This window comes from Burkholderia sp. BCC1972 (assembly GCF_905339605.1).
Lineage (GTDB): Bacteria > Pseudomonadota > Gammaproteobacteria > Burkholderiales > Burkholderiaceae > Burkholderia.
Map to the genome: position 1 here is coordinate 1 of NZ_CAJPGH010000007.1, position 24,624 is coordinate 24,624.

Annotated in this window: 22 protein-coding genes; 8 read left to right on the forward strand and 14 right to left on the reverse strand. The window is 66.6% G+C overall.

Annotated elements, in window-relative coordinates; genetic code table 11:
• Positions 1-232: 232 nt before the first annotated feature.
• Complete coding sequence (gene glmS / locus U5798_RS12590; RefSeq protein ID WP_322082198.1) at positions 233-2,062, reverse strand: glutamine--fructose-6-phosphate transaminase (isomerizing); 1,830 nt, start codon at positions 2,060-2,062, stop codon at positions 233-235.
• 156 nt (positions 2,063-2,218) lie between these two features.
• Between glmS and U5798_RS12595 the strand changes: the two genes are divergently transcribed.
• Positions 2,219-2,710, forward strand: coding sequence for an Lrp/AsnC family transcriptional regulator (locus tag U5798_RS12595; RefSeq protein WP_124451575.1), 492 nt, complete (start codon positions 2,219-2,221; stop codon positions 2,708-2,710).
• Positions 2,711-2,734: 24 nt separating this feature from the next.
• Here the strand turns inward: U5798_RS12595 and panB are convergent, their stop codons facing one another.
• On the reverse strand, positions 2,735-3,589 hold the full coding sequence (gene panB / locus U5798_RS12600) for a 3-methyl-2-oxobutanoate hydroxymethyltransferase (RefSeq protein WP_322082199.1): 855 nt from the start codon (positions 3,587-3,589) through the stop codon (positions 2,735-2,737).
• Positions 3,590-3,666: 77 nt separating this feature from the next.
• Here panB and U5798_RS12605 point away from each other — a divergent pair, with 77 nt between their 5' ends.
• Positions 3,667-4,485: a helix-turn-helix transcriptional regulator gene (locus tag U5798_RS12605; protein WP_322082200.1), complete on the forward strand. Its 819-nt coding sequence runs from the start codon at positions 3,667-3,669 to the stop codon at positions 4,483-4,485.
• Positions 4,486-4,498: 13 nt separating this feature from the next.
• Here U5798_RS12605 and U5798_RS12610 read toward each other — a convergent pair whose 3' ends face one another.
• Positions 4,499-5,032 carry a methylated-DNA--[protein]-cysteine S-methyltransferase gene (locus U5798_RS12610; protein ID WP_322082201.1) on the reverse strand — a complete coding sequence of 178 codons (534 nt, stop codon included), beginning with the start codon at positions 5,030-5,032 and terminating at the stop codon, positions 4,499-4,501.
• Complete coding sequence (locus tag U5798_RS12615; RefSeq protein ID WP_322082202.1) at positions 5,029-6,498, reverse strand: bifunctional transcriptional activator/DNA repair enzyme AdaA; 1,470 nt, start codon at positions 6,496-6,498, stop codon at positions 5,029-5,031. Before U5798_RS12615 ends, U5798_RS12610 begins: the two co-directional genes overlap by 4 nt.
• Positions 6,499-6,816: 318 nt before the next feature.
• On the opposite strand from U5798_RS12615, the gene U5798_RS12620 reads away from it, so the two are divergent.
• Positions 6,817-8,109, forward strand: a complete 1,293-nt coding sequence (locus U5798_RS12620; RefSeq protein WP_124451565.1) for an MFS transporter — start codon at positions 6,817-6,819, stop codon at positions 8,107-8,109.
• Between the two features lie 72 nt (positions 8,110-8,181).
• Here U5798_RS12620 and U5798_RS12625 read toward each other — a convergent pair whose 3' ends face one another.
• Positions 8,182-9,285, reverse strand: a complete 1,104-nt coding sequence (locus tag U5798_RS12625) for a LacI family DNA-binding transcriptional regulator (protein WP_322082203.1) — start codon at positions 9,283-9,285, stop codon at positions 8,182-8,184.
• A gap of 71 nt (positions 9,286-9,356) precedes the next feature.
• On the opposite strand from U5798_RS12625, the gene U5798_RS12630 reads away from it, so the two are divergent.
• Positions 9,357-10,193: an NAD-dependent epimerase/dehydratase family protein gene (locus U5798_RS12630; RefSeq protein WP_124451563.1), complete on the forward strand. Its 837-nt coding sequence runs from the start codon at positions 9,357-9,359 to the stop codon at positions 10,191-10,193.
• A 29-nt stretch (positions 10,194-10,222) separates the two neighbouring features.
• On the opposite strand, the gene U5798_RS12635 is transcribed toward U5798_RS12630, so the two are convergent.
• From U5798_RS12635 to U5798_RS12645, 3 genes are all read right to left on the reverse strand, one after another.
• Positions 10,223-10,543: a DUF1330 domain-containing protein gene (locus U5798_RS12635; protein WP_322082204.1), complete on the reverse strand. Its 321-nt coding sequence runs from the start codon at positions 10,541-10,543 to the stop codon at positions 10,223-10,225.
• Between the two features lie 118 nt (positions 10,544-10,661).
• Positions 10,662-11,357, reverse strand: coding sequence for a hypothetical protein (locus U5798_RS12640; protein ID WP_322082205.1), 696 nt, complete (start codon positions 11,355-11,357; stop codon positions 10,662-10,664).
• 100 nt (positions 11,358-11,457) lie between these two features.
• Positions 11,458-11,916 carry a MerR family transcriptional regulator gene (locus U5798_RS12645; protein WP_124451557.1) on the reverse strand — a complete coding sequence of 153 codons (459 nt, stop codon included), beginning with the start codon at positions 11,914-11,916 and terminating at the stop codon, positions 11,458-11,460.
• Between the two features lie 78 nt (positions 11,917-11,994).
• Between U5798_RS12645 and U5798_RS12650 the strand changes: the two genes are divergently transcribed.
• The gene (locus U5798_RS12650; protein WP_322082206.1) at positions 11,995-13,239 is read left to right on the forward strand and encodes an NADH:flavin oxidoreductase/NADH oxidase family protein; all 1,245 of its coding nucleotides are present in this window, start codon (positions 11,995-11,997) and stop codon (positions 13,237-13,239) included.
• Positions 13,240-13,305: 66 nt separating this feature from the next.
• Here U5798_RS12650 and U5798_RS12655 read toward each other — a convergent pair whose 3' ends face one another.
• From U5798_RS12655 to U5798_RS12670, 4 genes are all read right to left on the reverse strand, one after another.
• Positions 13,306-15,423, reverse strand: coding sequence for a TonB-dependent receptor (locus tag U5798_RS12655; RefSeq protein ID WP_322082207.1), 2,118 nt, complete (start codon positions 15,421-15,423; stop codon positions 13,306-13,308).
• Between the two features lie 40 nt (positions 15,424-15,463).
• Complete coding sequence (locus U5798_RS12660) at positions 15,464-16,933, reverse strand: PepSY domain-containing protein (protein WP_322082208.1); 1,470 nt, start codon at positions 16,931-16,933, stop codon at positions 15,464-15,466.
• 241 nt (positions 16,934-17,174) lie between these two features.
• Positions 17,175-17,660 carry a hypothetical protein gene (locus U5798_RS12665; RefSeq protein WP_322082209.1) on the reverse strand — a complete coding sequence of 162 codons (486 nt, stop codon included), beginning with the start codon at positions 17,658-17,660 and terminating at the stop codon, positions 17,175-17,177.
• Between the two features lie 79 nt (positions 17,661-17,739).
• Positions 17,740-18,063 carry a DNA-binding protein gene (locus U5798_RS12670; RefSeq protein ID WP_124451547.1) on the reverse strand — a complete coding sequence of 108 codons (324 nt, stop codon included), beginning with the start codon at positions 18,061-18,063 and terminating at the stop codon, positions 17,740-17,742.
• A 591-nt stretch (positions 18,064-18,654) separates the two neighbouring features.
• On the opposite strand from U5798_RS12670, the gene U5798_RS12675 reads away from it, so the two are divergent.
• Positions 18,655-19,287 carry a LysE family translocator gene (locus tag U5798_RS12675; RefSeq protein ID WP_322082210.1) on the forward strand — a complete coding sequence of 211 codons (633 nt, stop codon included), beginning with the start codon at positions 18,655-18,657 and terminating at the stop codon, positions 19,285-19,287.
• A gap of 67 nt (positions 19,288-19,354) precedes the next feature.
• On the opposite strand, the gene U5798_RS12680 is transcribed toward U5798_RS12675, so the two are convergent.
• Positions 19,355-20,983, reverse strand: coding sequence for an NADP-dependent glyceraldehyde-3-phosphate dehydrogenase (locus tag U5798_RS12680; protein ID WP_322082211.1), 1,629 nt, complete (start codon positions 20,981-20,983; stop codon positions 19,355-19,357).
• Between the two features lie 267 nt (positions 20,984-21,250).
• The gene (locus U5798_RS12685) at positions 21,251-21,478 is read right to left on the reverse strand and encodes a hypothetical protein (RefSeq protein ID WP_124451541.1); all 228 of its coding nucleotides are present in this window, start codon (positions 21,476-21,478) and stop codon (positions 21,251-21,253) included.
• A gap of 438 nt (positions 21,479-21,916) precedes the next feature.
• Here U5798_RS12685 and U5798_RS12690 point away from each other — a divergent pair, with 438 nt between their 5' ends.
• Together U5798_RS12690 and U5798_RS12695 are read left to right on the forward strand one after the other, a co-directional pair.
• Positions 21,917-24,046, forward strand: a complete 2,130-nt coding sequence (locus U5798_RS12690; RefSeq protein WP_322082212.1) for a TonB-dependent siderophore receptor — start codon at positions 21,917-21,919, stop codon at positions 24,044-24,046.
• 27 nt (positions 24,047-24,073) lie between these two features.
• Complete coding sequence (locus U5798_RS12695; protein ID WP_322082213.1) at positions 24,074-24,607, forward strand: hypothetical protein; 534 nt, start codon at positions 24,074-24,076, stop codon at positions 24,605-24,607.
• Positions 24,608-24,624 lie beyond the last annotated feature (17 nt).

A 24,624-nucleotide genomic window follows, 5' to 3' on the forward strand; every position in this document is an offset into this window, starting at 1 on the left:
CGAAATTCCCAACAGGCCAATTGCCGATGCAAATTAGACCTTCACAGCACGACAGCGGATGCCCTGTTCGGGGCGGTAGTGGTCATCGACACCAGCTTCTTTTCGAGTCAGCATCGGGTCGACCTCGGCGCTTGATGAAGTGACGGCCAAGCAAGCACAGACCTGATCTGACGCTGACTGAAAGATCAGATCTTGACTGGCGCAGGTGATAAGGGAGGGGGGAAATGCCCCCTCACTCCACCGTCACCGACTTAGCCAAATTCCTCGGCTTATCAATATCCGTCCCCCGCGCGAGCGCAGCGTGATACGCGAGCAACTGCATCGGCACCGTATGCAGAATCGGCGAAAGCGGCCCGTAATACTCATTGAGCCGAATCACCTCGATCCCCTCACTCGGCACCAACCCACAGTCCACATCCGCGAACACGAACAGCCGTCCATTCCGCGCACTGACCTCATGCATGTTCGACCGGAGCTTTTCAAGCAGCATGTCATTCGGCGCGACCGCGATCACCGGCATCTCGTTGCTGACGAGCGCCAGCGGCCCATGCTTCAGCTCCCCCGCCGGATAAGCCTCCGCGTGAATATAAGAAATCTCCTTCATCTTCAGCGCACCTTCCAGCGCGATCGGATAATGCATCCCGCGCCCGAGAAACAGCATGTTGTCGCGTCGTGCGAGCAACTCCGACCACGCCATGATCTGCGGCTCCAGCGCGAGCACTTTCGACATTGCATCGGGCAGGTGCCGCAACGCGCGCAAATGCTCCTTCTCCGCGTCGTCGCTCAACCGTCCGCGCACCTGCGCGAGTGACAGCGTCAGCAGGAACAACGCAACGAGCTGCGTCGTGAATGCCTTCGTCGAAGCGACGCCGATCTCGATCCCCGCACGCGTGACGAACTGCAGCGCGCATTCACGCATCAACGCACTCGTTGCGACGTTGCAGATCGCGAGCGTGTGCATCATGCCGCTGAGTTTCGCGACATGCACGGCACCGAGCACATCGGCCGTTTCACCGCTCTGCGACACCGCGACGACCAGCGTGCGCGGATTCGGCACGCCGTCGCGGTAACGAAACTCACTGGCAATTTCAACACTCGCCGGCAGCTTCGCGATGCTCTCGATCCAGTACTTCGCGGTCAGCGCCGCGTGATAGCTGCCGCCGCACGCGAGCAGCAGCACCGAATCGACGTCGTTGAACACACGCCATGCACCGTCGCCGAACAGCTCCGGCATGATCGACGAGACGTCGAGCAGCGTATCGGCCACGGCCTGCGGCTGTTCGAAGATCTCCTTCTGCATGTAGTAGCGATACGACCCGAGATCGGCCGCGCCGCTGTGCGCGGCGACGCGTTGCACCGCGCGCTCGACGCGCTGGCCGGCCGCGTCGACGATCCAGTAGCGATGCAGTTGAATGTCGGCGACGTCGCCGTTCTCCAGATACGCGATGCGGTCGGTGATACCCGACAGCGCAATCGCATCGGACGCCAGAAAATTCTCGCCTTCGCCGACCCCGACGACGAGCGGCATCCCGTCGCGCGCGCCGACGATCCGATGCGGCTCGTCGCGACACATCACCGCGATCGCATAGCTGCCGCGCAGTCGCGCGACCGCACGCCGGACCGCGTCGAACAGATCGCCGTCGTACAGGTGGTCGATCAGATGCGCAATGGCTTCGCTATCGGTCTGACTCGCGAACACATAGCCGTGCGCCTGCAGTTCCGCACGCAGTTGATCGCAGTTCTCGATGATCCCGTTGTGCGACAGCGCGATGCGCGCGTTCGCGTCGCTCGGCGAGAAGTGCGGATGCGCATTCAGCGTGACGGGCGCGCCATGCGTGGCCCAGCGCGTATGCGCGATGCCCGTGTACCCGGACAATCCCTGCGCGGCGATCTCGCGCTGCAGGTTCGCGACGCGATCGACGCTGCGGGCGCGCGCCAGCGCGCGGTCGCGGTAGACCACGACGCCGCACGAATCGTAGCCGCGGTATTCGAGCCGCTTCAGGCCGTCGACCAGGTTCGGCAGGATGTCCCGCTGGGCGACCGCCCCGACAATTCCACACATATCGCGCTCCGTAAATGTCCTGTCTGGATCAGTGAGAGCGATGGTAGAACCAGTCAAGTGGAATTTAATTTCAAAATTCACAAATTTATGAAACGTAAAGATTATCGTTTATCATATTGAAATTAAATTTCACGCCCTGACCGGAAGGAGCCGCCGATGGCCGGCATCACCCTCGACGATCTCGACCTGCGCATCCTCTCGATCCTGCAGGACGACGCGTCGGTGTCGAACCTGCAACTGGCCGAGCGTGCGCTGTCGTCGCCGCCCACCTGCATGCGCCGCGTGCGGCGGCTGACGGAGGCCGGTGTGATCCGCCGGCAGGTCGCGGTGCTCGACCCGGTCGCGATCGGCACGGCCGTCACCGCGCTGATCGAGATCAGCCTCGACCGGCAGACGGCCGAGGACTACGACGCGTTCGAAACCTACGTCTGCGCGGAGCCGGCCGTCACGCAGTGCTACCGCGTGTCGCCGGGGCCCGATTTCGTCGTGGTGGCCGATCTGGCCGACGTCGCCGAATACGACGAATTCGCACGGCGGCTGTTCACCGGCGCGTCGAACGTCCGCAACGTGCGGACGTTCTTCTCGACGCATCGCGCGAAATTCGAAGCGAACGCGCGCGTCGCGCATGCGATGCGCAAGCGCACGTGACGCAACCGCATCGTTCGTCGCGCGTCACGCAGTAGCGGCTGCATCCGCGAGTTGCAGCGGCTTGCCGTACCCGAAGCAATGCGCAGGCTCCGGAAACACACGCTCCCGCACGTCGTGTGCATATTGCCGGATCGCGTCGCGCATCATCGCATTCGCGTCGGCGTAGCGCTTCACGAAGCGCGGCGTGTACGCATCGAATGCGCCGATCATGTCCTCGGTCACGAGCACTTGTCCGTCACAGGCGGGCGATGCGCCGATGCCGATCGTCGGGATCGTCAGCGTTTCCGTCAGATGGCGCGCGAGCGCTTCGGCGGTGCCTTCGATGACGACGCCGAACGCGCCGGCCCGTTCGGCCGCGCACGCGGCGTCGAACACTTGCGCGGCCGACCGCGCGTCCATGCCCTGCGCGCGGAAGCCACCTGTCGCGTTGGCCTGCTGCGGCATGAGGCCGACATGCGCCATGACCGGAATGCCGCGGTCGGTCAGGAAGCGGATCGTGTCGGTCATCTCGCAGCCGCCTTCGAGCTTCACGGCCTGCGCACCGGTTTCGGCGAGCAGGCGCGCAGCCGAACGATAGGCCTGTGCAGGCGATTCCTGGAACGTCGAGAACGGCAGGTCGACGACGACGCACGCGTGCGTGGCGCCGCGCACGACGGCCGCGCCGTGTGCAATCATCATGTCGAGCGTGACGCGCAGCGTATCGGGCATCCCGTACAGCACCATGCCGACGGAGTCGCCGACGATGATCACGTCGACCACTTCATCGACGAGCTTCGCCATTGGCGCGGAATACGCGGTCAGCGACACGAGGGTGCCGATGCCTTTGGTCGAACGGATCGCGGTGACGGTCTTGCGGGTGGTGCGGGTGTGTGCGCTCATGAACGGAAGCCGTGTGAAAGAAGAGCCGCCACGGTAGCATCGCGTTCGTTCGTGCAATGACCCTCGGAGGACGTCTTATGTTGCTGGCGGGACAATCGGGTGACCCTTACGCGGTGCCGCCGATGGCGCGCCTGCCGAGGCCGCTGTACGTGCGCGCGTTCGGGATCCCCGGCAACGTGAGCGTCGACGCGCACAGTCATCCGTGGGCCCAGCTGATGTATGCGACGAGCGGCGTGCTCGAGGTATCGACGCCGTCGGGCCGGCAGCTGCTGCCGCCGCACTACGCGATGTGGATTCCGCCGCACGTGCCGCATGCGGTGTCGACGCGCGATTGCGTCGCGTTCCACAGCCTGTATCTCGATGCAGCGATCGCACGTGACGACGTGAACGACGACTGCACGATCCTCTGCATGACGCCGCTGTTGCGTGAGCTGGTGATCGCGACGGGCGAGTTGCCGGTGAATTACGACGAGACGGGGCCGGACGGCGCGCTCGTGTGCCTGATCGCCGACCGGATCGCGCGCATGCAGCCGGCGCCGCTGACGGTGCCGCTGCCGCGCGATCCGCGCCTGCTGAAAATCGCGCGTGCGTTGCATGCCGCGCCGGGCGACGCGCGCAGTCTCGACGAATGGGGCCATCAGGTCGGTGCGACGCGGCGCACGCTGTCGCGATTGTTCCGGCAGGATACGGGGCTGTCGTTTACCGAATGGCGGCAGGCCGTGCGGCTGCTCGCGTCGTTGCCGCTGCTCGATGCGGGCGAGCCGATCGGTACGGTGGCCGCGCAACTGGGCTACGACTCGACGTCGTCGTTTATCGCGCTGTTCCAGGCGAAGTTCCGCGTGACGCCCGGTGCGTATGCGAAGCGCGAGGCGCGGCGCCCCGTGTCGAGCGCGTGACGCGCGCCATCGATCAGAACGCGAGCGCCTGCTGCACCGGATGATGAGCGCCGCGTGAGAACTCGGCGCCTTCGAGCGACAGCAGCGCGCGCTTGCGGTCGATGCCGCCTGCATAACCGGTCAGGCTGCCCGAGGCGCCGACCACGCGATGGCACGGCACGATGATCGAAACCGGATTGCGTCCTACCGCACCGCCCACGGCGCGCGCGCCGCTCATCGGCAGTCCGATGCGTTCGGTGATGTCGCCGTACGACACGAGTTCGCCGAACGGAATCGCGAGCAGTTCCTTCCACACGCGTCGCTGAAACGCGGTGCCGCGCAGGTGGATCGGCACCGAGAACGTTTCGCGCGTGCCGGTGAAGTATTCGGCGATTTCTTCGGCAACCCTGCGCGCGGTCGGCGACATCGCATGCGCGTCCGCTTCGGTCATGATCGAAACCGACGGAAAGTATTTCTGGCCGACGAAATACAGGCCCGTCAGCGCATCGTCCTCGATGCGCACGGCAATGTCGCCCAGCGGGCTCGGAATCAGGTGGGCCGGTGTCATCGCACTACATCTCCATGAAGGCGCCACACATGCAGTGCGGCGTACGCGCGCCACGGCGCCCAGCGCGCCGCATGCGGCGCAGATGATGGCATGGTCGCGCGTTCGCTGCGTGCGGGAAGCCACGTCTCGTCAGCGGGGAATGCATTCGGCCAGGCCATCGCGCGCATCGCGACGTACTGCACCGCGCGTTCGTCGAAGCCCGGCATGACACGTAGCGCGGCGAGCGTCGCATCGAGCGGTGCCATCGGTTCGAGCGCGAGCGAGCCGTCGTCGACTGCGCGTGCGAGCGACACGATCGCGTGTGCCGCATCGCGCTCGATGCCGATTGTTTCGAGGGCCGAAGGCGGCAGGGCGGCCAGCGTTGCGGCGGACGGCAACGCGTGCGCGAGGCCCGGCGGCGCGCCTTCCACCGAGGTGCCGAAGCGCTCTGCAATGCGTGCCAGCGCAGGCGGGCCGGCATCCGCTGCCTCGAGCCGCTCGCCCGCGATCGCGCGAATCGCGATCTCGAGGCCGTCGAACGCGCCGGGCACGCGCAGGCCCGGCGAGCCGCTCGCGAGTTCGCCGAGATGCGCGTCGATCACGTCGGGGCGGCTGTCGAGATCGAACAGCCGCCGTACGCGCGCAAGCACGGCCGGGACGACCGGCGTCAGCGCGCGCGACACGGTGACGGCCAGCGCGAAGCGCTGCGGCACGTGCGCGACGGACAGCCAGCCCGTCACGCGGCTGCCGCCGTTCCGGTTCGGCAATTCGACGACACGCACATAACCCTGCGAATCGATGCGCTCGACGCCGTCGATCTGCCGTTGCGCGAGAAAGCGCATCAGGTCATCCCACGCGAACGGCGGCCGGTACGACAGCGGGAACGTCATGTCGCCGTCGGCAGAGGCCCCGGCGCCTTTGCGCAGCCGCAGCGGGTTGAGGCCGTAGCGCTGGCGGAACAGGTCGTTGAAGCGCCGCACGCTGCCGAATCCGGCCGTCGACGCGACGACGGCCACCGGCAGCGCGGTATCGGTCAGCAGCCGCTTGGCCATCAGCAGCCGGTGCGTCTGCGCGAATTCGACCGGCGACACGCCGAACTGCGCACCGAAGATCCGCCGCAGATGGCGCTCGGTCACGCCGACGCGCCGCGCGAGCGCGTCGACGGAATGCGCGTTCAGGAAACCGTCCTCGATCAGCGTCGCGGCCGCGTCGGCGAGATTGCCGGAGAGGTCGAGCAGCCCGTGGCCGGGCGCGAGCTCGGGGCGGCAGCGCATGCAGGGCCGGAACCCGGCTTTCTCGGCGGCCGCGGCGGTCGGGTAGTAGCTGCAGTTCTGCGCTTTCGGCGGCTTCACCGGGCAGACGGGGCGGCAATACACACCGGTCGTCGCCACGCCGACGAAGAACCAGCCGTCGAAGCGGCGGTTCCGCGAAAGCAGGGCGTCGTAGCAGGTGTCGGGATCGAGTCGCATGTGACGACTGTAAACCATCCCCACGATCGATTCTGGCTGAAATCGGACATGTGTATCGGCGGCCGCCCTCCCGCGCGCGTGTCGGGAAAATCAGGGGAAAAACGGTTAATGCCAATCTGCGGAACAGTCGTCTCTTTTGCCGCGATCAATTTGAGATGACTCATCGAAATCCCCGACTGACAGGGTGCCGGCAGACGTCCTATTCTTTGAAAAACGTTTTCCAGATGAGTTGGTGAAGGGGCCGATGCGTGAGCGCGGGCCGTCCACCCCGGCGCCGGTCGCCGGTCAACGAACACCGTGCGGCGCGACGGGCGCGACCGTGCATCGGAGACATTCATGCAATCTGCCGTCGCCGGCGCCGTGCGCGCAGCCGCCAGCCGCTACCGCTGGACCGTCTGTGCGCTGCTGTTTTTCGCGACCGTCATCAACTACATGGATCGGCAGATCCTCGGCCTGCTCGCGCCGATGCTCCAGCACGACATCGGCTGGAGCCAGGTGCAGTACGGCCGCATCGTGATGGCGTTTTCCGCGTTCTATGCGCTGGGCCTGCTCGGCTTCGGGCGCATCGTCGACTGGCTCGGCACGCGCGTGTCGTACGCGGTGGCGATGCTGGTGTGGAGCATTGCCGCGATGCTGCATGCAGCGGTCGGCTCGGTGACGGGCTTCGCGTTCGTGCGTGCGCTGCTCGGGATCGGCGAGGGCGGCAACTTCCCGGCCGCGATCAAGACGACGGCCGAATGGTTCCCGCGCCGCGAACGCGCGCTCGCCACCGGCATCTTCAACTCGGGCGCGAACATCGGCGCGGTGTTCGCCCCGGCGATCATCCCGGCGATCGCGGTGGCCTACGGCTGGCGCGCGGCGTTCGTGATCATCGGCGCGATCGGCCTCGTGTGGCTCGCGGTATGGCTCGTGCTCTATCGCCAGGCCGACACGCGCGCGCTCGCCGCGGAGTACGACGAGCCGCGCGACGAAGCCGAAGCGCTCGACGCGGCGAATGCGAATGCCGGCGCGCCGCGCTGGGGCGAACTGATTCGCAAGCGCGAGACGTGGGCGTTCCTGATCGGCAAGTTCCTGACCGATCCGGTGTGGTGGTTCTACCTGTTCTGGCTGCCGAAGTGGCTCAACGAATCGCGCGGGATGGACATGCAGCACATCGGCCTGCCGCTCGTCTGCATCTACGCGCTGACGACGGTCGGCAGCATCGGCGGCGGCTGGCTGTCGTCGATGCTGCTGCGCGCGGGCTGGAGCGTGAACGGCGCGCGCAAGACGGCGATGCTGATCTGCGCATGCTGCGTGCTGCCGATCGCGTTCGTGTCGCAGGTGCAGAGCCTGTGGGTCGCGGTACTGATCGTCGGCCTTGCCGCCGCCGCGCACCAGGGCTGGTCGGCGAACCTGTTCACGACGGCGTCCGACCTGTTCCCGCGCCGTGCGGTCGCGTCGGTGGTCGGCATCGGCGGGATGGCCGGCTCGATCGGCGGCGTGCTGTTCTCGGAAGTGATCGGCCAGGTGCTGCAGCGCACCGGCCACTACTGGGTGCTGTTCGCGATCGGCGCATCGGCCTACCTGATCGCGCTGGCCGTGATGCACGTGCTCACGCCGAAGATGAAGCCCGCGAAACTCGACGCGTGATCGCGTCCCGGCAAACGAACGCGCCGCCCTCGGGCGGCGCGTTTTTCTTTGGCGTGCGCGGCGTGCGCGTGGTCAGCCGGCCGACGCCGTCGACGCACGCATGATCAGCCGCGGCTCGAACGTCGAATAGCTCGCATCGGTGCGGCCCGCGAGCGCGTCGATCAGCTTCTGCATCGCGAGCTCGCCCATGTTCTCGCTCTGGATGTCGACGGTCGTCAGCGCGGGCGCCGCGTATTCGCCGTACGGCACGTTGTCGATGCCCGCGACCGATACGTCCTGCGGCAACCGGAAGCCGAGCGACGCGGCTTCCTTCATGAAGCCGAGCGCGATCAGGTCGTTGTAGCAGATCACCGCTTGCGGGCGCTGCGGCCCGAGCATCACGCGCGAACACGCACGCTCGCCGGCTTCGGCGGTCGGCGCGTGCGCGTCGTGCACGTCGAGCGTGAGCCCCGCTTCGGCGAGGCAGTCGCGCGCGCCCTGGATCCGCTCGTCGTTCACGCGCGCGGTGCCGAAGCCGAGATAGGCGATGCGCGTGTGGCCGAGATTGAGCAGGTGACGCGCGAGCATGTAGGTCGACAGCCGGTTGTCGATACCGACGCTCGGAATCGGCAGGCCGGGGCTGCGACGCAGCAGCACGAGCGGCTTGTTGAGGTCGAGCATCCAGCCGGCTTCGTCGTCGGGCATCCGCGTGCTGACGATCAGCCCGTCGACGCGCTGCGCGAGCGCTTCGATCAGCGAGCGTTCGCGCGCCTGGCTCTCTTCGGTATCGACGAGCAGCAGCGTGTAGTCATGCTCCAGTGCGACGCGGTTCGCGCCTTTCACCACGTTCGTGAAGTGCGGGTTGCTGATGTCGAGGATCACGAGGCCGATCGTGCGCGTGCGGCCGGTGATCATCGAGCGCGCGAGCGGGTTCGACCGGTAGCCGAGACGCTCGATCGATTCCTTGAGCCGCGCCTCGACGGTCGGCGAGAAGCGCTGCGTGCCGTTCACGTACTTCGATACCGTCGCGACCGACACGCCGGCTTCCGCGGCCACGTCGCGGATCGTCGGGGAAACTTTTTTCATTCGCAGGGTAACGTTTTCGTTCGAATACGCCGGATTGTGGCAGAAAAAGCCGGCCTGCGGCCGCCCGTCGATATCGGGAAAGTGCGGATGATTGCGAGCAGGTTCGACCATTGACGTTCAGCCGCGCCACCGCGTATAGTTGGAAAACGTTTTCCGATTTTGATCAGATTCAAGGAGATTCGATGAACGCCACCTCCACCGCCGCGCGCAAACCGTTCGGGCGCCTGCTGCTGACGGGCGCGGCCGGCAACCTTGGCCGCCAGTTGCGCGGCGCGCTCGCCGACTGGGCCGACATCGTGCGGGTCAGCGACATCGCCGCGCTGGACGACGCGGCCGCGCATGAGGAAATCCGCGTGGTCGACCTGGCCGATCGCCCGGCCGTGATGCAACTCGTCGAAGGCGTGGACGCGATCGTCCACCTCGGCGGCATTTCGGTCGACGCGCCGTTCGACGATCTGGTCGGCGCGAACATCACCGGCACGTACAACCTGTACGAAGCCGCGCGCAAGCACGGCGTGAAGCGTGTCGTGTTCGCGAGCTCGAACCATGCGATCGGTTTCCATCCGGTCACGGAAGTGCTCGACGCCGATTCGCCGCTGCGCCCCGACAGCCTGTACGGCGTGACGAAGTGCTTCGGCGAATCGCTGTCGCGCTATTACTTCGACCGCTTCGGGATCGAGACGGTGTGCCTGCGGATCGGCTCGTCGTTCGAAGTGCCGAAGAATCCGCGCATGCTCGTCACGTTCCTCAGCTATCGCGACTTCATCGAGCTCGTGCGCTGCTCGCTGCTGACGAACCGCGTGGGGCACGCGATCGTCTACGGCGCGTCGGACAACCCGGTGAAGTGGTGGGACAACACGAAGGCCGGCTTCCTCGGCTTCCGTCCGCGCGACAGCTCCGAGCAGTTCGCCGGGCTGTTCCCGGTGACGGCGCCGACCGCCGAGTACGACGATCCCGCGCAGCGGTTCCAGGGCGGCGGCTTCGTCGTCGGCGAGCCGATGGAGCGGAAGGCGTCGTAAGGCGTTGCCGGCATCGCCGGCGTCATGATTCAGCGCAGGATGTCGGTCGCCTTGTGCCGTTCGTCGACGCCGTCGATCAGGATCAGCGGGCCGCTCGCGTGTCGTGCGCGCAGCGGCTGGATCTGCCGGTACGCATCCGAGTCGTACCACGCGCGCGCCGTGTCGAGATCGGGAAACGCGATCGCGATCAGGTCGCCGCGCCACACGCCTTCGCGTACCTCAGGCCGTGCGCCGTGAATCACGAAATGGCCGTCATACGGCGCGAGCGTGCCGTCGATGCGTTCGAGGTATTCGACGATGTCGTCGCACAGGTCGACGTCGTGCAGGTGGGCGATGGCGTAGGCGGTCATGGCGGGCTCCCTGGCGTGATGCGGTTCGTGAGTCGTTGGAGCCATGATCGCGGCACGGGCGGCGTGCGTCGATTACCTTCGACGTAAGTAAATCCTCGCAGCTGCAGGAGCATCCCCGTCAATGCTTGCGGCAAGCCGGATCGTGTTCACGCCGCTCGGCGGAATCGCACCAATAACCCGGCCGCCACGCTTCGAACGAAACGGCCTTTGCCGCATTCGCATGCGTGACGCGCACCGGGTCGGCCTTCAGCGCATCGCCGTCCTGCTCGTAGTTGAATCGCCAGTTCCGGAACACTTCGCGATGGAACACCCACGTGTGGTGCGCATCGTCGTAGCGAAACGTCACGCGATCGCGCCAGTGGTTGTGCCCCGCGAATACGCCCTGTTCGACGGTGAACGTGCGAGGCTCGACCGTGAGCGCGTTCTCGGCGACGCCATCGAGATACGGGTCGCCCATGCCGCCTTCGTCGGCTTTCATGATCACGGTGTCGTTGCGGGCCGCGAGCCGGTAGCGTCCGTTCGCACCCTGCAGGAAGATCAGCAGCGGGCGCAGCGACGGCGTACGCATCGAATCGCCGGGCTGATGCGCGACAACGACGTAACCGTTGCGCGTGCCGTCGGTCAGGCGCCCCGATGCGGCATCCAGTGCTTCGTAACCGGCAGGCAGTTGCGCGACGATGTCGGCCGGCAGGTCGGAGGTGTCCGGGCAACGGATCGACGAATGCGTGTCGTCACATGTCGACGCGAAGGCACTGCCGATGCCGAGCGTCAGCAGTGCGGCGATGAAAAATCCTTTGATACCGGGGATCGTCATGCGGATACGGTCGTGAGGGTGCTCGGCGGAAGCCGGCGCGCATGCGCCGACGCGTTTCGCCGCAGCGCGGGTTGATCGATGGGTGACGCAGTGTAGTCGGTCACGCACGCTTGCGCGCCGGCCGCACCACGGGTGCGGACTCCAGCGGCTGGCTGGCCTGTTCGCAGAGCCGGTCGAGCATCCGCTGCGCGGCGCCCGCGCAATCCTCGCCCTCGGGCTTGTTCTCGATTTCGTCGATCAGCGTCTCGAGGTGTTGCCGGTTCTGCGCGAGCCGCTGTTCGAGCAGCGCGATCTCGTCGACCTTGTGCCGCAGCGCGACCAGCAGTTCGTCGCGCGGCCACGCGCCGAGGTCGGGCGGCAGCACCGCGCGGATTTCGTCGAGCGCGAAGCCCGCGCGCTGCGCGCGGTCGATGATCGCGAGCCGCGTCAACGCTTCCGACCCGTATTCCCGATAGCCATTCGCCTGGCGGCGGGCCGGCTCGAGCAGGCCGCTTGCTTCGTAGAAACGGATGCGCGACGCCGCGAGGCCGCTCGCCTTCGCCAGTTCGCCGATTTTCATTTTCGTGCTCCAAAAGGGCTTGACCTTAAAGTTGACTTTAAAGTTATCGTTGGGCATCGTCAATCGAGGGTGCCCTCCATGAACCTGTTTACACCGCTGTCACTGCCCAACGGGGCGGTGATTCCGAACCGTCTGGCCAAGGCTGCGATGGAAGAGAACATGGCCGATGCGGACCACGCGCCGTCCGACGCGTTGCTGCGCCTGTACCAGGCGTGGGCCGACGGCCAGGTCGGCCTGATCCTGACCGGCAACGTGATGGTGGACGGCCGCGCGATGACGGGGCCGAACGGCGTCGTGCTCGAAAGCGACGCGCATCTCGACCGCTTCCGCCGCTGGGCGCAGATCGCGCGCTCGGGCGGCGCGCACGTGTGGATGCAGATCAATCATCCGGGGCGCCAGATGCAGGCGGCGCTCGGCCAGACGACGCTCGCGCCGTCGGCCGTGCCGCTCGCGCTCGGCGCGTTGTCGAAGCAGTTCCCGGTGCCGAAGGAAATGACGGAAGCCGATATCCACGATGTGCAGCAGCGCTTCGTGCGCGCCGCGCAGCTCGCGGAGCAAAGCGGCTTCACCGGCGTGCAGGTGCACGCGGCGCACGGCTATCTGCTGAGCCAGTTCCTGTCGCCGCTGACGAATCGCCGGCAGGACCAGTGGGGCGGCAGCATCGAGAATCGTGCGCGCCTGCTGCTCGACATCGTGAAGGCCGTGCGCGCGACGGTGTCGCCGGATTTCGTCGTCGCCGTGAAGCTGAATTCGGCCGATTTCCAGCGCGGCGGTTTCAGCGCGGACGACGCGAAGCGCGTGGTCGAGCTGCTGAATCCGTTCGACGTCGATCTCGTCGAGCTGTCGGGCGGCAGCTATGAAGTGCCGGCGATGCAGGGCGAGGCACGCGACGGGCGCACGCTGGCGCGCGAAGCGTATTTCCTCGAATTCGCGCGTGACATCACGGCCGTCGCGCGGATGCCGCTGATGGTCACGGGCGGCATTCGCCGTCGTGCGGTGGCCGAGCAGGTGGTGAGCAGCGGCGTGGCGATGGTCGGCATCGCGACCGCGCTGTCGATCGACCCGAACCTGCCGCGCGACTGGCGCGCGGGCAAGGACAGCGCGCCGGTGCTGCAGCCGATCCGCTGGAAGAACAAGGCGCTGGGCGCGCTGGCCAACATGGCCGTCGTCAAGTTCCAGCTCACGCGGCTCAGCGAAGGGCGGCGCACGCACCCGCAGGTGTCGCCGCTGCGCGCGCTGGTGCGGCAGCAGCTGGCCGCGCAGTGCCAGACGCGGCGCTACCGGAAGTGGATGGCGGGGCGTGCGGCGGGCACGCGTGCGTGATCTGCGCGTGCGTGCCTGCGGCGGCGCGGCCGGCGACCGGCCGGCCGCACCGCCAGGCATGCGCCGTCAGAACCGGTAGTTCGCCAGCACCTCGAACCGCCGGTCGTTGCCGAGCAGGTACTGCGTCTCGTTGTAGTACGCGGACTGCACGTAGCGGCGGTTGAAGACGTTGTACGCACGTGCGGTGATCGTCGTGTCCTTGCGCGGCTTCCACGCGAGGCCGAGGTCGACGGTCGTGTACGACGGCATCACGAGCTGGTTCGCGGTATCGGCGAAGCGCTTGCCGACGTACTTGACGCCCGCGATGCCTGTCCAGTCCGGCGCGAAGCGCCAGCTCACCCACAGGTTCGCGAGCCGCTGCGGCACCGATACCGGCACGTTGCCCGCGCGCGATACCGTCGTGCCGCCGGACGACTGCTGGAAATCGTCGTATTTCGCGCGCAGGATCGACACGTTCGCGTCGACGCGCCAGTCCTTCGCGATCTCCGCGCCGACCGTCGCCTCGAGCCCGCGCGACGACTGCTGGCCGACCTGGATCGACTGGTTCGGGTTCACCGGATCGGCCGTCAGCAGGTTGCTCTTCACGATCCGGTACGCGGCGAGCGTCCATTCCGCCTTGCCATCGAGGAACGACTGCTTCACGCCGATCTCGATCTGCCTGCCGGTCGCGAGCGTGAAGTTCGCCTTCGACGCATTCAGCGACAGCAGCGAGCTGACCGGATCGGCCGCGACCGAATACTGGCCGTACACGGCGAGACCAGGCCGCACGTCGTACACGGTGCCGATGCGCCAGCCCGTGTTCGCGAACACCTTCGTGAATGCGCCGCCGTTCACGAGGTCGTCGCGGTTCACGCTCGCATGGTCGTAGCGCAACCCGCCGATCACCGACCAGCGCGGCGTGATCTCGAGCCGGTTCTCCGCGAACAGCGCGTACTGGTTCGACTGGCTGCGATACTTCGGAACGGTGCCGGCCGCGTTGATGAAACTGCCCGGGGCGAAGTCGAACGGATCGACCGTCGACGTGCCCGAATACGGCGAGTTGTTGTCGTGCTGGAACGTCGTATGGTTGAACTCGAAGCCGGTCGAGAACGTGTTGCGCATGCCGAGCAGCGCGCCGCTCACGGTGGCCGTCGTCACGTTGCCGTACTGCTGCTGGTCGTGGAAGATTTCCGTGTAGCTGCTGCGCCGGACCTGCGCGGTCGACGGCAGGTACGTGTAGTACTCCGCGTCCTTCCAGTGACGGTTGCTCTTCATCCGGTACAGCGTGGTCGTCACGTTCAGGCTGTCGCTCGGCTGCCAGTTCGCCGAGACGGTGGCCCAGCTGTCTCGGAACGCGATGTCGGCATCGCCGACGTTGTAGTTCTTCTTGTCGAGCGCGCGATCGCGCGCGCCGTTCACGAGCGGCACACCGAAATACTGCATCGGATGCATGAAGCCCTGCGCGTACGACGCCGTCACGTAAAGGTCGGGCGTCACGTCGTAGCGTAGCGCGCCGGAGACGGACAGGTTGCGCGAATCGCCGCGGTCGACCCAGTTCGACGAGCGGTTGCCGCTGATGTCGAAGCGGTACGACAGCTTGTCGTTGATCGCGCCGCCGCTGCCGAACGCGGCGCGCACCGTGCCCTCGGTGCCACCGCCGACCTGCAGCTCGTTGCGGATCGGCGTGCGCGTCGGCTTCTTCGGCACGATGTTGACGATGCCGCCGATCGCGCCTTCGCCGTAGATCACCGAAGCGGGGCCGCGCAGCACGTCGATATGGTCGACCGACCAGGTGTCGAACGGGAACGTGACGCCGATCGCACCGTACGGGCGCACGCCGTCATAGAGTTGCGTGACCGACGATGTGCCGACGAAGCCGCGTGCGGCGAGCTCCGAGTTGCCGTTGCCGGGGTGCGGCGACGCGCTGATGCCGGCGGCGCGGCTCACGGCGTCGATGATCGAACTGTCGCCGCGCGTGTCGAGCGTCGCGCGGTTGATCTGTTCGACGCTCGCGGGTGTTTCGAGCGACGACAGCCCGAGATGGCTGCCGGTGTCGAGCGGTTGCGAGAGCGCGGGCGCTTTCTGCGCATCGACGCGGATCGGGGCGAGCGTGGCGCCGGTGCGGTCGACACCGCTTTCCTGTGCCTGCCCGGCTGGTGAGAAGGCCGCGATAACTGCGGCGGGCAGAATCAATCTGAACTTCATTGTTCGGTTTCCTTCGAATCGGGGGAAGCGCTTGCGTCGATCAAGCCGCGGCGCGCGCCGCGCGGCCGAACAGCAGCCGGTCGAGCAACCAGACCGCGACGATCGTCGCGCCCATCAGCGGGAAGACGATGCCGAGCAGCACGAGCCCGGCGATCCAGCCGCGCATCGGCGGCGTGCCGCGTTCGCGCGACGGGGCGCCCAGCGTCCCGGCCGGGCGGCGCTTCCACCACATCACGGTGCCCGTGATGGCCATCGCGGCCAGCCCGAGCGACAACACCGCGCAAATGATCTGGTTTGCGAGTCCGAAGTAACGGCCCATGTGCAGCGACGTGCCGTACGACACGGCCTGCGATACCGCGCCGTAGTCGTCATAGCGGATGTCCTTCAATACGGCGCCGCTGTACTGGTTGAGGTAGATCGTGCGCTCCGCCTTCGGGTCGGCCGGGAAGTACGACGCAGTGAACACGCCGTCCGCGCCCGACGGCAGCGCGAGCGTGTAGCCGCTCGTCACGCCGAGCCCGGCGACGATCGCGATCGCGCGGGCCAGCGGCAGCGGTGCGGGCGTCGGCGCCGACGGCGAATGCGGCACGCGCACGTTGCCGACCGCCCACGGCGTTTGCGGCAACCGCAGGTCGTCCATCACCATCCCCGGCATCGAGTCGTCCGAATCGTGGTGATGGCCGGACGGTGCGGCGGCCTGCGCCGGTGCCGGCTCGGGCGTCGTTGCCGCGCCCGTTCGCGTCGAGCGCACCGGCGAGCCGCCCCACGCGCCTTCCGGTGCGCCGAGGTTCACGGTCGCCGCGAGCGCCTTGAAGTTCTTGCCCCACGAGCCCGACCACGGCAGCCCCGTCAGGATGAACGCGACCGTGCCGGCCGCGAGCCAGATGCCGGCCGTCGCATGGAGGCTTTTCCACAGCGGCCGGCCGCGCAGCGACAGGTCGGGACGCAGTGCGCGCCCGACGCGCGCTGCGCCGCGCGGCCACCACAGCGCGATGCCGGTGCCGATCATCACGAAGGTCCAGCAGGCGGCGAGTTCCATCAGCAATTCGCCGGTCTTGCCGAGCAGCAGCTTGCGATGCAGCATCCGGTCGACCTGCATGAAGCGGTTCTCGACGCTCAGCGTGCCGAGCACGCGGCCGTCGTACGGGTTCACGTACACGCTCTCGCGGCTGCCGTCACGCAGCCGGAAAACATACTCGGCGCTGCGGTCCGGCGCGGTGGAGACCTGCACGGAAGCCGGCGTCGCGCCGGCCGGCATCGCGGTGCGGGCGCGGGCGAGCAGCGTGTCGGCATCGAGCCGCGGCGTCGCGCGCGGTTCGACGATCAATCGGTGCGGATACAGCAACGGCTCGATCTGCGGCTGGAAGCAATAAAGCGTGCCCGTGATCGCGAGGATCACGAGGAACGGCATCACGAACAGGCCGGCATAGAAGTGCCAGCGCCAGAGCGTCCGGTAACCGGCGCTGGCGGAACGGGCGGGCGAGACGGCGCGATCGACGGTAGTCGACATGGTATGAACTCCTCGGTTCGTCGAGCGGCGGGACCGGCGTGGGCCGGCGGCCGTCAACGTGCGTCGCACCCGCGTGCGTGCATCGGCGAAACAGGCGGCGCGGCACGCTGCGCAAACGGTGCGCAGGGCGGCGTCGCCCGCGCGAAGCGGGCAGGCGGATGAACGCGTGAATCAGGTCGGGTGAAACGAACGGCGTGAACGCGCGTGCACGACGACGTGCATGCGCCACAGGGCGGAACGTTCAGCAGAACCGGGGAGGCGCGCGGGAGGGCGGGCGATCGTCGAATATCGATCGCACGAAGGGAGGACTGTCGAAATGAACGCGGAACCGTCGTGGCGCCGCTGCGGGAAACAGCAGTACCAGCAGCACGAACGACGCGAGCGCGGTAAACAGCGCGGCGCCGAATGCGCACAGGCTGTCGCCGTTGCCGGAGGACGCCGCCTTGTCGGTGTGCGCGTCATGCTTGAGCGCATCGACGAGCGCCAGCGCATCGTTGGCCGGCGTGATCGGCGCGCGCGCGTCGAAGCGGGCGGCCAGTGCGGCGCCCGTGACGATCAGCGGGCCGCGGCCCGAACACAGCACCACCGAGCCCGCATCCGGACCGTCCGGATCGAGCATCACGGCGCCCGACATCAGCGCGCGAGACAGCAGCGTCACGAGGAGGAATCCCCACAGCAACTGTCGCGCGACGCCTGGCCGAAGCAGGAAGCGGCGAAGTGCGTTCATGGCGCGCGATTGTACCTCCGTTTGCGCGGAGGAGCAGGCGGGCTGTGCGTGTGCGGGGCCTCCGGTCCGTTGCGCCGGCTCACACCGGATACGCATCGTCGACCTTCAGGTTCGCGAGCCGGAACAGCGTGCGCAGCGTCTGCGGATGAATGTCGCGGTGCGCGGCGAGCGACGTCAGCATGAAGTCGAGCACCTTCGCGTAGCGGAGCAGCACGAGGCAGCGCGCGAGATCGGGCGTGCGGCCGCGCATGTCTTCGGCGAGCGTGACCATTTGCGTCGACAGCGTGCGCGCCATCTCGAGTTCCATCTGCTGTTTTTCGGTCCAGTCGGGCAGCGGCTGTTCGAGCACCTTCGCGAGGAAGAGCTGGAACGACGAATCGGACGAGTTGGGCTGCGCATTCATGGAGAGCCTCGCTGCGTGTGCATGTCTTACGAGCGTATCCGTGGAGGCGCCCGAGGGTGAATTCATGTCCGCGCGGTACCGGCGCGGCTTCTGCCCGAACGGAATGCAGATTCCGTACCAGCGCCGCCGGACGATTGTTGAGGAATGTTGAGCCGCGATCCGGCTTCGGTCGGCGAGTCCCGTCGGGACTGGATTGCGCAGGCGATCGAGGAGGGTGTCTATGGGCGGGAGGCAGACGGTCTCGGATGCCGGGAGCGGCGCGACGACGCAAAATGCTTCACGGATGTAACGTAACGCGGGCATCAGGCGCGTCGCGCGTTTGTGCCGGCGAACGGCCGGCACGGCGCGTGCCGGGCGGGTCGGCCACGCCCGCCGTGCATTCGCCGACGGGAAACGGCTGCATGGAGCGCGCGCCGCCGCATCGCGCGAACCGGCGGCGAATGCGCCGGTTGTTTCAAAACAGAGACGGTCCGACGCGCGACGATCGGTTGCATGGCCACACAACTGGCCCAGCGAATTGCCGCGCAATTGTCCATGGGCAGACGGCGCGGGTTTGCCAACAATCTCCCGATCATCCCCGCGAGGTTCGCCATGAGCGTCCATGCCTTCTTCTCCGCCAACCTGCTGCTTGCCTATACCGCCTATTTCATCGGCACGGCCAGCCCCGGACCGAGCAATCTCGCGATCATGTCGGTCGCCGCGAACCAGGGCCGCAAGGCAGCGTTCGCGTTCGCGCTCGGCGTGATTTCAGGGTCGATGTTCTGGGCGACGATCGCGGCGCTCGGCATCTCGGCCGCGCTGCTCGCGTGGTCGAAGCTGCTGGTCGCGATCAAGGTCTTCGGCGGGCTGTACCTGCTGTGGCTCGCGTTCAAGTCGGGGCGCACGGCGCTGTCGGGCCCGCCGCCGGCAGCGGCGAACGCGGCGCGCGAGCAGCGGCTGTCGCGCTTCTACGTGCGCGGCGCGATGCTGCACCTGACCAATCCGAAGGCGATTCTCGTGTGGGTGTCGATCGTCGCGCTGTCGTCGAATGGCGCGGGCGGCGCGCACGGCGCCGTCGTGCCGGGCTGCCTCGCGATCGGCTGCCTGGTGTTCGGCGGCTATGCGCTGGTGTTCTCGATGGATGGGGCGCGCCGGCTGTACGTGCGCGGGCGGCGTGCGATGGAAGCGTGTCTGGCCGTGGTGTTCGGCGTGGCGGGCGTTCGGCTGCTGGTGACGAACGTCTAGCCGCGCGGTCGTTGCCGGGGCCTCCGCCGCATCCACGCACGGCGGAGGCCCTCGCATCAACCCGGCGTCAGAAAATGAAGCCCGTGTTGATGAACTTCGAGTGGTGATCCGACACGATCGAATCGAGCAACTGCTTGCTGCTGTCGGTCTGCTTCGCGGCGACCATCGAACGGATCGAGAACGCGCGCAGCGCGTCACTTACCGACAGCGTGCCTTCCGCCGAATCCTTGCGGCCCGCGAACGGGAACACGTCGGGCCCGCGCTGGCACTGGCAGTTGATGTTCACGCGGCACACCTGGTTCACGAGCGGATCGACGAGCGCGCCGATCTGCGCCGGATCGGAACCGAAGATGCTGACCTGCTGGCCGTGATCCGACGTCGTCACGTAGTCGAGCGCGGTGTCGACGTCGTCGAACGGCGCGACCGGAATGATCGGCCCGAACTGTTCCTCGCGGTACAGCTTCATCCCTTCCGACACCGGATACACGACGGCCGGGTAGAACAGCGTCTTGCTGAACTCGCCGCCCTGATGGTTGACGACCTGCGCGCCCTTGGCCTCGGCATCGTCGATCGCATCCGTCATGTAGGCCGTGCGATGCATGCCCGGCAGCGGCGTGATGCTGACGCCTTTCTCCCACGGCATGCCGATCTTCAGCTGTTCGAGCGCGGCGGTGAAGCGCTTCAGGAATTCGTCGACGATCGAGCGATGCACGAGCAGCATCTTCAGCGCGGTGCAGCGCTGGCCGTTGAACGACAGCGCGCCGAGCAGGCACTCCTTCACGGTGAGATCGAGATCGGCGTCGGGCAGCACGATCGCCGCGTTCTTCGCGTCGAGGCCGAGGATCGCGCGCAGCCGGTGCGACTTCGGGTGCTGCTTCTTCAGGTGATCGGCAACCTTGCTCGACCCGATCAGCGCGAGCACGTTGATCTTGCCCGACGCGAGCATGTGCGGCACGACCACCGCGCCCGGCGCGTAGATCGTGTTGATCACGCCCTTCGGGAACGCGTCGCGGAACGCTTCGAGCAGCGGCTCGAACAGCAGCGTGCCGTACTGCGGCGGCTTGAACACCACGGTGTTGCCCATCAGCAGCGCGGGGATCAGCGTCGCGAACGTTTCGTTCAGCGGATAGTTGTACGGGCCCATGCACAGCACGACGCCGAGCGGCGTGCGGCGGATCTGGCCGATCGTGCCTTCCGCGATCACGAAGCGCGAGTTCGCGTTGTCGAGCTCCTTCAGTGCGTCGATCGTCTGCGTCATGTACGTGACGGTGCGATCGAACTCCTTCTGCGAATCGGCGAGGCTCTTGCCGATCTCCCACATGATCAGGTTCACGACGAGTTCGCGCTGCGCGACCATTCGCTTGATGAAGTCCTGCATGCACGCGATGCGCTGCTCGACCTTCATCGTCGGCCACTCGCCGCGGCCGGCATCGTATGCGCGCACCGCGGCATCGAGCGCCGCGTCGCTTTCCGTTTCGCCCATCACCGGATAGCTGCCGATCTCGACCTGCTCGACGCTGCCGTCCGCCTGCCGCACGCACACGGGCGACAGCACGGTCTTGGTCGCACCGTCCCACGGTCGCAATTCGCCGTCGACGAGCGACACGCGCTGGTGGATCGGTGCAGTGAGCCGGAACTCGGCGGGGATGTCCTGAAAGGTGGGAAACAGCTGCTGCAGGGAGGCGGAATCGGGCATGACGGTCTCGTTTGACGGGGTGTCCTGGAAGGCGGGCGATGCGAATCCTGAGCTGAATGATCCTCGATCCTGAATCGGCATGATGACGCGCACACGGCGATGCGTCACGCGGGAACCTGGCCGAATCAATAAATGGAACCAGTTCCATTAAAAAGGAACGCCGTCACGAATGCAAGAATTGCCGAATCGCATCGCGCGACCAGTAAGCATTCAGAAAGATTGTTGCTGAATGACCGGTATAACGTGCCTGGTGCGCTCGCAAACGTTTCACTCTGACCGGATTGAGCGGATAATGGCGCAGCGCGGTGAAGAAAAAAATGAAGTGAGCCTGAGAGCAAACGTAGTGAAGAACGAAAGTAGGTCCGCCGCGATGCCGATGCGAGGTCGGCTGCCCGGAGCGCCGGGTCGGGGTTGCCCGGTCCGGCGCGCGCCGGACTTTTGAATGCCTTCCGCCTGCTTCACCGGATCCTTCGTGATCCTCTCCAGTTTCTCCATCGCTGTTTCCCGAATTCCGCCTTCCGCCCGATCGTTTCCGCATGACACGGTCAATCCGATTCTTTCGTTTTTATTACGTCTCGACCGATAAAATCTGAGAAACAGAAAGGTATTCGTCAGGAATGCAGAGCGCCAATCGATGTGCTCGTTGCGGGCAGGCGACAGGTTGAAAATTAACTAAAAACACGAATCATTCTCGTTTAATATTTCGCTCCGTTACGGGCCATGACCAATCGTCACGGCTCTCTCGTGCCGGTCGTGCCGGCCGGCATCCACCCGCGCCGGCCGTTCGCTGACCGGCATGCGCGTCGGGGCGATCCTCCGCGCGCCACCGCCTTCTTCACGGAAAGAGCGTCGTCAGTCGACTCGCCGCGTGACTCGCGTGTTGGCCGGACACGTTTCCGTTCGCCGTTTTTCTTCACCACCCCTACGTTCACGATGAAACTCAACAAGAGCGCCTGCCATGCGCTTCTGATCGCCACGTCGCTGGCCGGCGCCCGTACTGCGTTCGCCCAGGCGAGCGATGCCGCGGCAACCTTGCCCGCGATTTCCGTCAACGCGGCCGCCGAGCATGCGTCGTATGACGGCGGCCACTCGCGCGCGGCGACCAAGACCGACATGTCGCTGATGGACGTGCCGCAGACGGTGAACGTCGTTCCGCACGCAGTGATCGAGGACCAGAACGCGACGTCGATGCAGGACGCGCTGCGCAACGTGCCGGGCGTCGGCTTCTCGGTCGGCGACGGCCAGCGCGACCAGATCACGATCCGCGGCTTCAACAGCATCACGGACCAGTATGTCGACGGCATTCGCGACGACGCGCTGTACTACCGCGACCTGTCGAACGTCGATCGCGTCGAGGTGCTGAAGGGGCCGGCGGCCGTGCTGTACGGGCGCGGCTCGGCGGGCGGCATCGTGAATCGCGTACTGAAGCGGCCGCAGGCGAGCCCGGTGAACGACGTGGGCGTGACGCTCGGCACGCGCGGCGAGCGGCGCGGCGAATTCGACCTCGGCTGGAACGCGAACGACGCGGCGCGCTTCCGCATCACCGGCGCGGCCGAGAACTCGAACAGCTTCCGCGACCAGTTCCAGCTGAACCGCCAGGCGATCGCGCCGTCCGCGCAGTTCAAGCTCGACAGCAACACGGTGCTGAACGTCGAATTCGACTACCTGCACGACCGCCGCACGTCCGACCAGGGGATACCCGCGTATCTCGGCCGTCCGGTCGACGTGCCGATCAACACGTACTACGGGTCGGCCGACGGGGTGAACAGTTCGTACAACGACGTCTCCGCGAAAAGCGCGACGGTGTCGCTCGATCACCGCTTCAACGATTCGCTGTCGTTCCACGGTGCGATCCGCGCGTACGACTTCTCGCTCGAGCGGAAGAACTACGTGAACTACGAGCCGATCAAGACGGCCGCGCACCCGGTCGTCACGCTCGACCAGTCGACGCGGCAGCGCACCGATCACGGCATCGACGGGTTGTTCGAACTCACGCAGAAGACGTCGCTGTTCGGCATGCGGCACGAGCTGCTGTACGGGCTCGAACTGTCGCAGCAGCAGAAGTTCGACACGGTCTACAGCGTGACGAAGGTCGCGACCTACGATCTCTTCAATCCGCAGCCGGTCGTCCTGCCAGGCGTGCCGACCGGCTCGCGTGCGAAGACGAACGCGTCGACCGTGGTCGGGCTCGCGGGCGTCTACGCGCAGGACCTGATCTCGCTGACCGAACACTGGAAGGTGCTCGCCGGCCTGCGCTTCGACTACCTGAACCAGATCCGCCACGACTACACGTCGTCGAACGTCAATCTCGACCGCACCGACCATGCGTGGAGTCCGCGCGTCGGCCTGATCTACGAACCGCTCGACTGGCTGACGCTGTACGGATCGTTCAGCCAGTCGTTCTCGCCGCTGGCCGACACGCTGATCAGTTCCGGCGCATTCTCGAACGGCGCCGCGCTCGCGCCGCAGAAGACCACCGCGTATGAAGTCGGATCGCGCTTCGACCTCGGCGGCAAGGCGACGGCCAGCGTCGCGTTGTTCGACATGCGCCAGACCAACCAGCAGATCGGCGATCCGGCGAACCCCGGCTATGCGCTGCCGATCGGCACGCAGCACGTGCGCGGGATGGAGCTTGGCTTTACCGGCGAGATCGCGCCGAAGTGGTCGGTGTATGCGGGTTACGCGTACCTGAACGGCACGGTGGACGGTTCCGCGCAATCGACGGCGGCCGGTGTCGCGGTGTCGAGCAACACGCCGGGGCTGATGCCGCGTCACAGCGCGAACCTGTGGCTCAAGCGCGAGTTGCCGTATGGTTTCTACGCCGCGGCCGGCATGCAGTTCCAGTCGGCGCGCTACGCGTCGGCGAGCGATCTCGTCACGCTGCCGTCGTTCACGGTGTTCAACCTGGGCGCCGGGTATCGCAGCAAGAAGGTCGACGTGACGCTCACGCTCGACAACCTGTTCAATCGCCGCTACTTCATCGCCGCGCACGGCAATGCGGACCTCTACAACATGCCCGGCGATCCGCGCACGCTGACCGCCACGGTGAAGTGGCACATGTAACGCGCATCAAGCGTGTACTGCGCGACAATGGGGGTCATCGTCACGATGGCCCGCCTCTCAGTGCTCATGATTCGCCAAGCGCTTGATATATCGAACCTGACCTGCCGCGCCCGCATGCTGTGCGCCGCGTTGTTGCTGGCGTGCGGCCCGGTCGCGGCAGGTGCGCAGACGATCCCTGCCGATGCCGAGCCGGAATGCCATGCGGTGCATGTCGACCGGACGATCACGCTGTCGGGCCGCTACATGCTCGATTACGGCAGCGAATCGAGCGGACAGGACGTGTGGTTCGTCGAGGACGACACATCGGCGCGGCGCTTGCCCGACCCTTCGCAGCGCGCCGGTGTGATCCGGTTCATGAACCAGCGCGATGCACTGCGCTGGCTGCGGTTGCCCGCCGCGCAGCCCGACGGCATGTGCCGGTTCGAGGGGCGCGCGACGCTGGTGATTCGCGACCTGGACACGGTGTGCCCGGGGCTGGAGGAGCCCGATCACGCACAACTGGTGAAGGTCGTGAAGGCCAGCGTGCCGGTGCGGCACGCGTGCGGCGCGACCACGCCCTGACGCGCGCGACGGCGCCG

Excerpts from the sequence above, each read along its gene's own strand:
- U5798_RS12665 (WP_322082209.1), bottom strand. The coding sequence starts at position 17,660 with ATGAACGCACTTCGCCGCTTCCTGCTTCGGCCAGGCGTCGCGCGACAG.
- U5798_RS12660 (WP_322082208.1), bottom strand. The coding sequence starts at position 16,933 with ATGTCGACTACCGTCGATCGCGCCGTCTCGCCCGCCCGTTCCGCCAGC.
- U5798_RS12620 (WP_124451565.1), top strand. The coding sequence starts at position 6,817 with ATGCAATCTGCCGTCGCCGGCGCCGTGCGCGCAGCCGCCAGCCGCTAC.
- U5798_RS12675 (WP_322082210.1), top strand. The coding sequence starts at position 18,655 with ATGAGCGTCCATGCCTTCTTCTCCGCCAACCTGCTGCTTGCCTATACC.
- U5798_RS12615 (WP_322082202.1), bottom strand. The coding sequence starts at position 6,498 with ATGGTTTACAGTCGTCACATGCGACTCGATCCCGACACCTGCTACGAC.
- U5798_RS12670 (WP_124451547.1), bottom strand. The coding sequence starts at position 18,063 with ATGAATGCGCAGCCCAACTCGTCCGATTCGTCGTTCCAGCTCTTCCTC.
- U5798_RS12595 (WP_124451575.1), top strand. The coding sequence starts at position 2,219 with ATGGCCGGCATCACCCTCGACGATCTCGACCTGCGCATCCTCTCGATC.
- U5798_RS12635 (WP_322082204.1), bottom strand. The coding sequence starts at position 10,543 with ATGACCGCCTACGCCATCGCCCACCTGCACGACGTCGACCTGTGCGAC.
- U5798_RS12630 (WP_124451563.1), top strand. The coding sequence starts at position 9,357 with ATGAACGCCACCTCCACCGCCGCGCGCAAACCGTTCGGGCGCCTGCTG.
- U5798_RS12685 (WP_124451541.1), bottom strand. The coding sequence starts at position 21,478 with ATGGAGAAACTGGAGAGGATCACGAAGGATCCGGTGAAGCAGGCGGAA.
- panB (WP_322082199.1), bottom strand. The coding sequence starts at position 3,589 with ATGAGCGCACACACCCGCACCACCCGCAAGACCGTCACCGCGATCCGT.
- U5798_RS12640 (WP_322082205.1), bottom strand. The coding sequence starts at position 11,357 with ATGACGATCCCCGGTATCAAAGGATTTTTCATCGCCGCACTGCTGACG.
- U5798_RS12650 (WP_322082206.1), top strand. The coding sequence starts at position 11,995 with ATGAACCTGTTTACACCGCTGTCACTGCCCAACGGGGCGGTGATTCCG.
- U5798_RS12625 (WP_322082203.1), bottom strand. The coding sequence starts at position 9,285 with ATGGTCGAACCTGCTCGCAATCATCCGCACTTTCCCGATATCGACGGG.
- glmS (WP_322082198.1), bottom strand. The coding sequence starts at position 2,062 with ATGTGTGGAATTGTCGGGGCGGTCGCCCAGCGGGACATCCTGCCGAAC.
- U5798_RS12690 (WP_322082212.1), top strand. The coding sequence starts at position 21,917 with ATGAAACTCAACAAGAGCGCCTGCCATGCGCTTCTGATCGCCACGTCG.
- U5798_RS12680 (WP_322082211.1), bottom strand. The coding sequence starts at position 20,983 with ATGCCCGATTCCGCCTCCCTGCAGCAGCTGTTTCCCACCTTTCAGGAC.
- U5798_RS12605 (WP_322082200.1), top strand. The coding sequence starts at position 3,667 with ATGTTGCTGGCGGGACAATCGGGTGACCCTTACGCGGTGCCGCCGATG.
- U5798_RS12655 (WP_322082207.1), bottom strand. The coding sequence starts at position 15,423 with ATGAAGTTCAGATTGATTCTGCCCGCCGCAGTTATCGCGGCCTTCTCA.
- U5798_RS12645 (WP_124451557.1), bottom strand. The coding sequence starts at position 11,916 with ATGAAAATCGGCGAACTGGCGAAGGCGAGCGGCCTCGCGGCGTCGCGC.
- U5798_RS12610 (WP_322082201.1), bottom strand. The coding sequence starts at position 5,032 with ATGACACCGGCCCACCTGATTCCGAGCCCGCTGGGCGACATTGCCGTG.
- U5798_RS12695 (WP_322082213.1), top strand. The coding sequence starts at position 24,074 with ATGGGGGTCATCGTCACGATGGCCCGCCTCTCAGTGCTCATGATTCGC.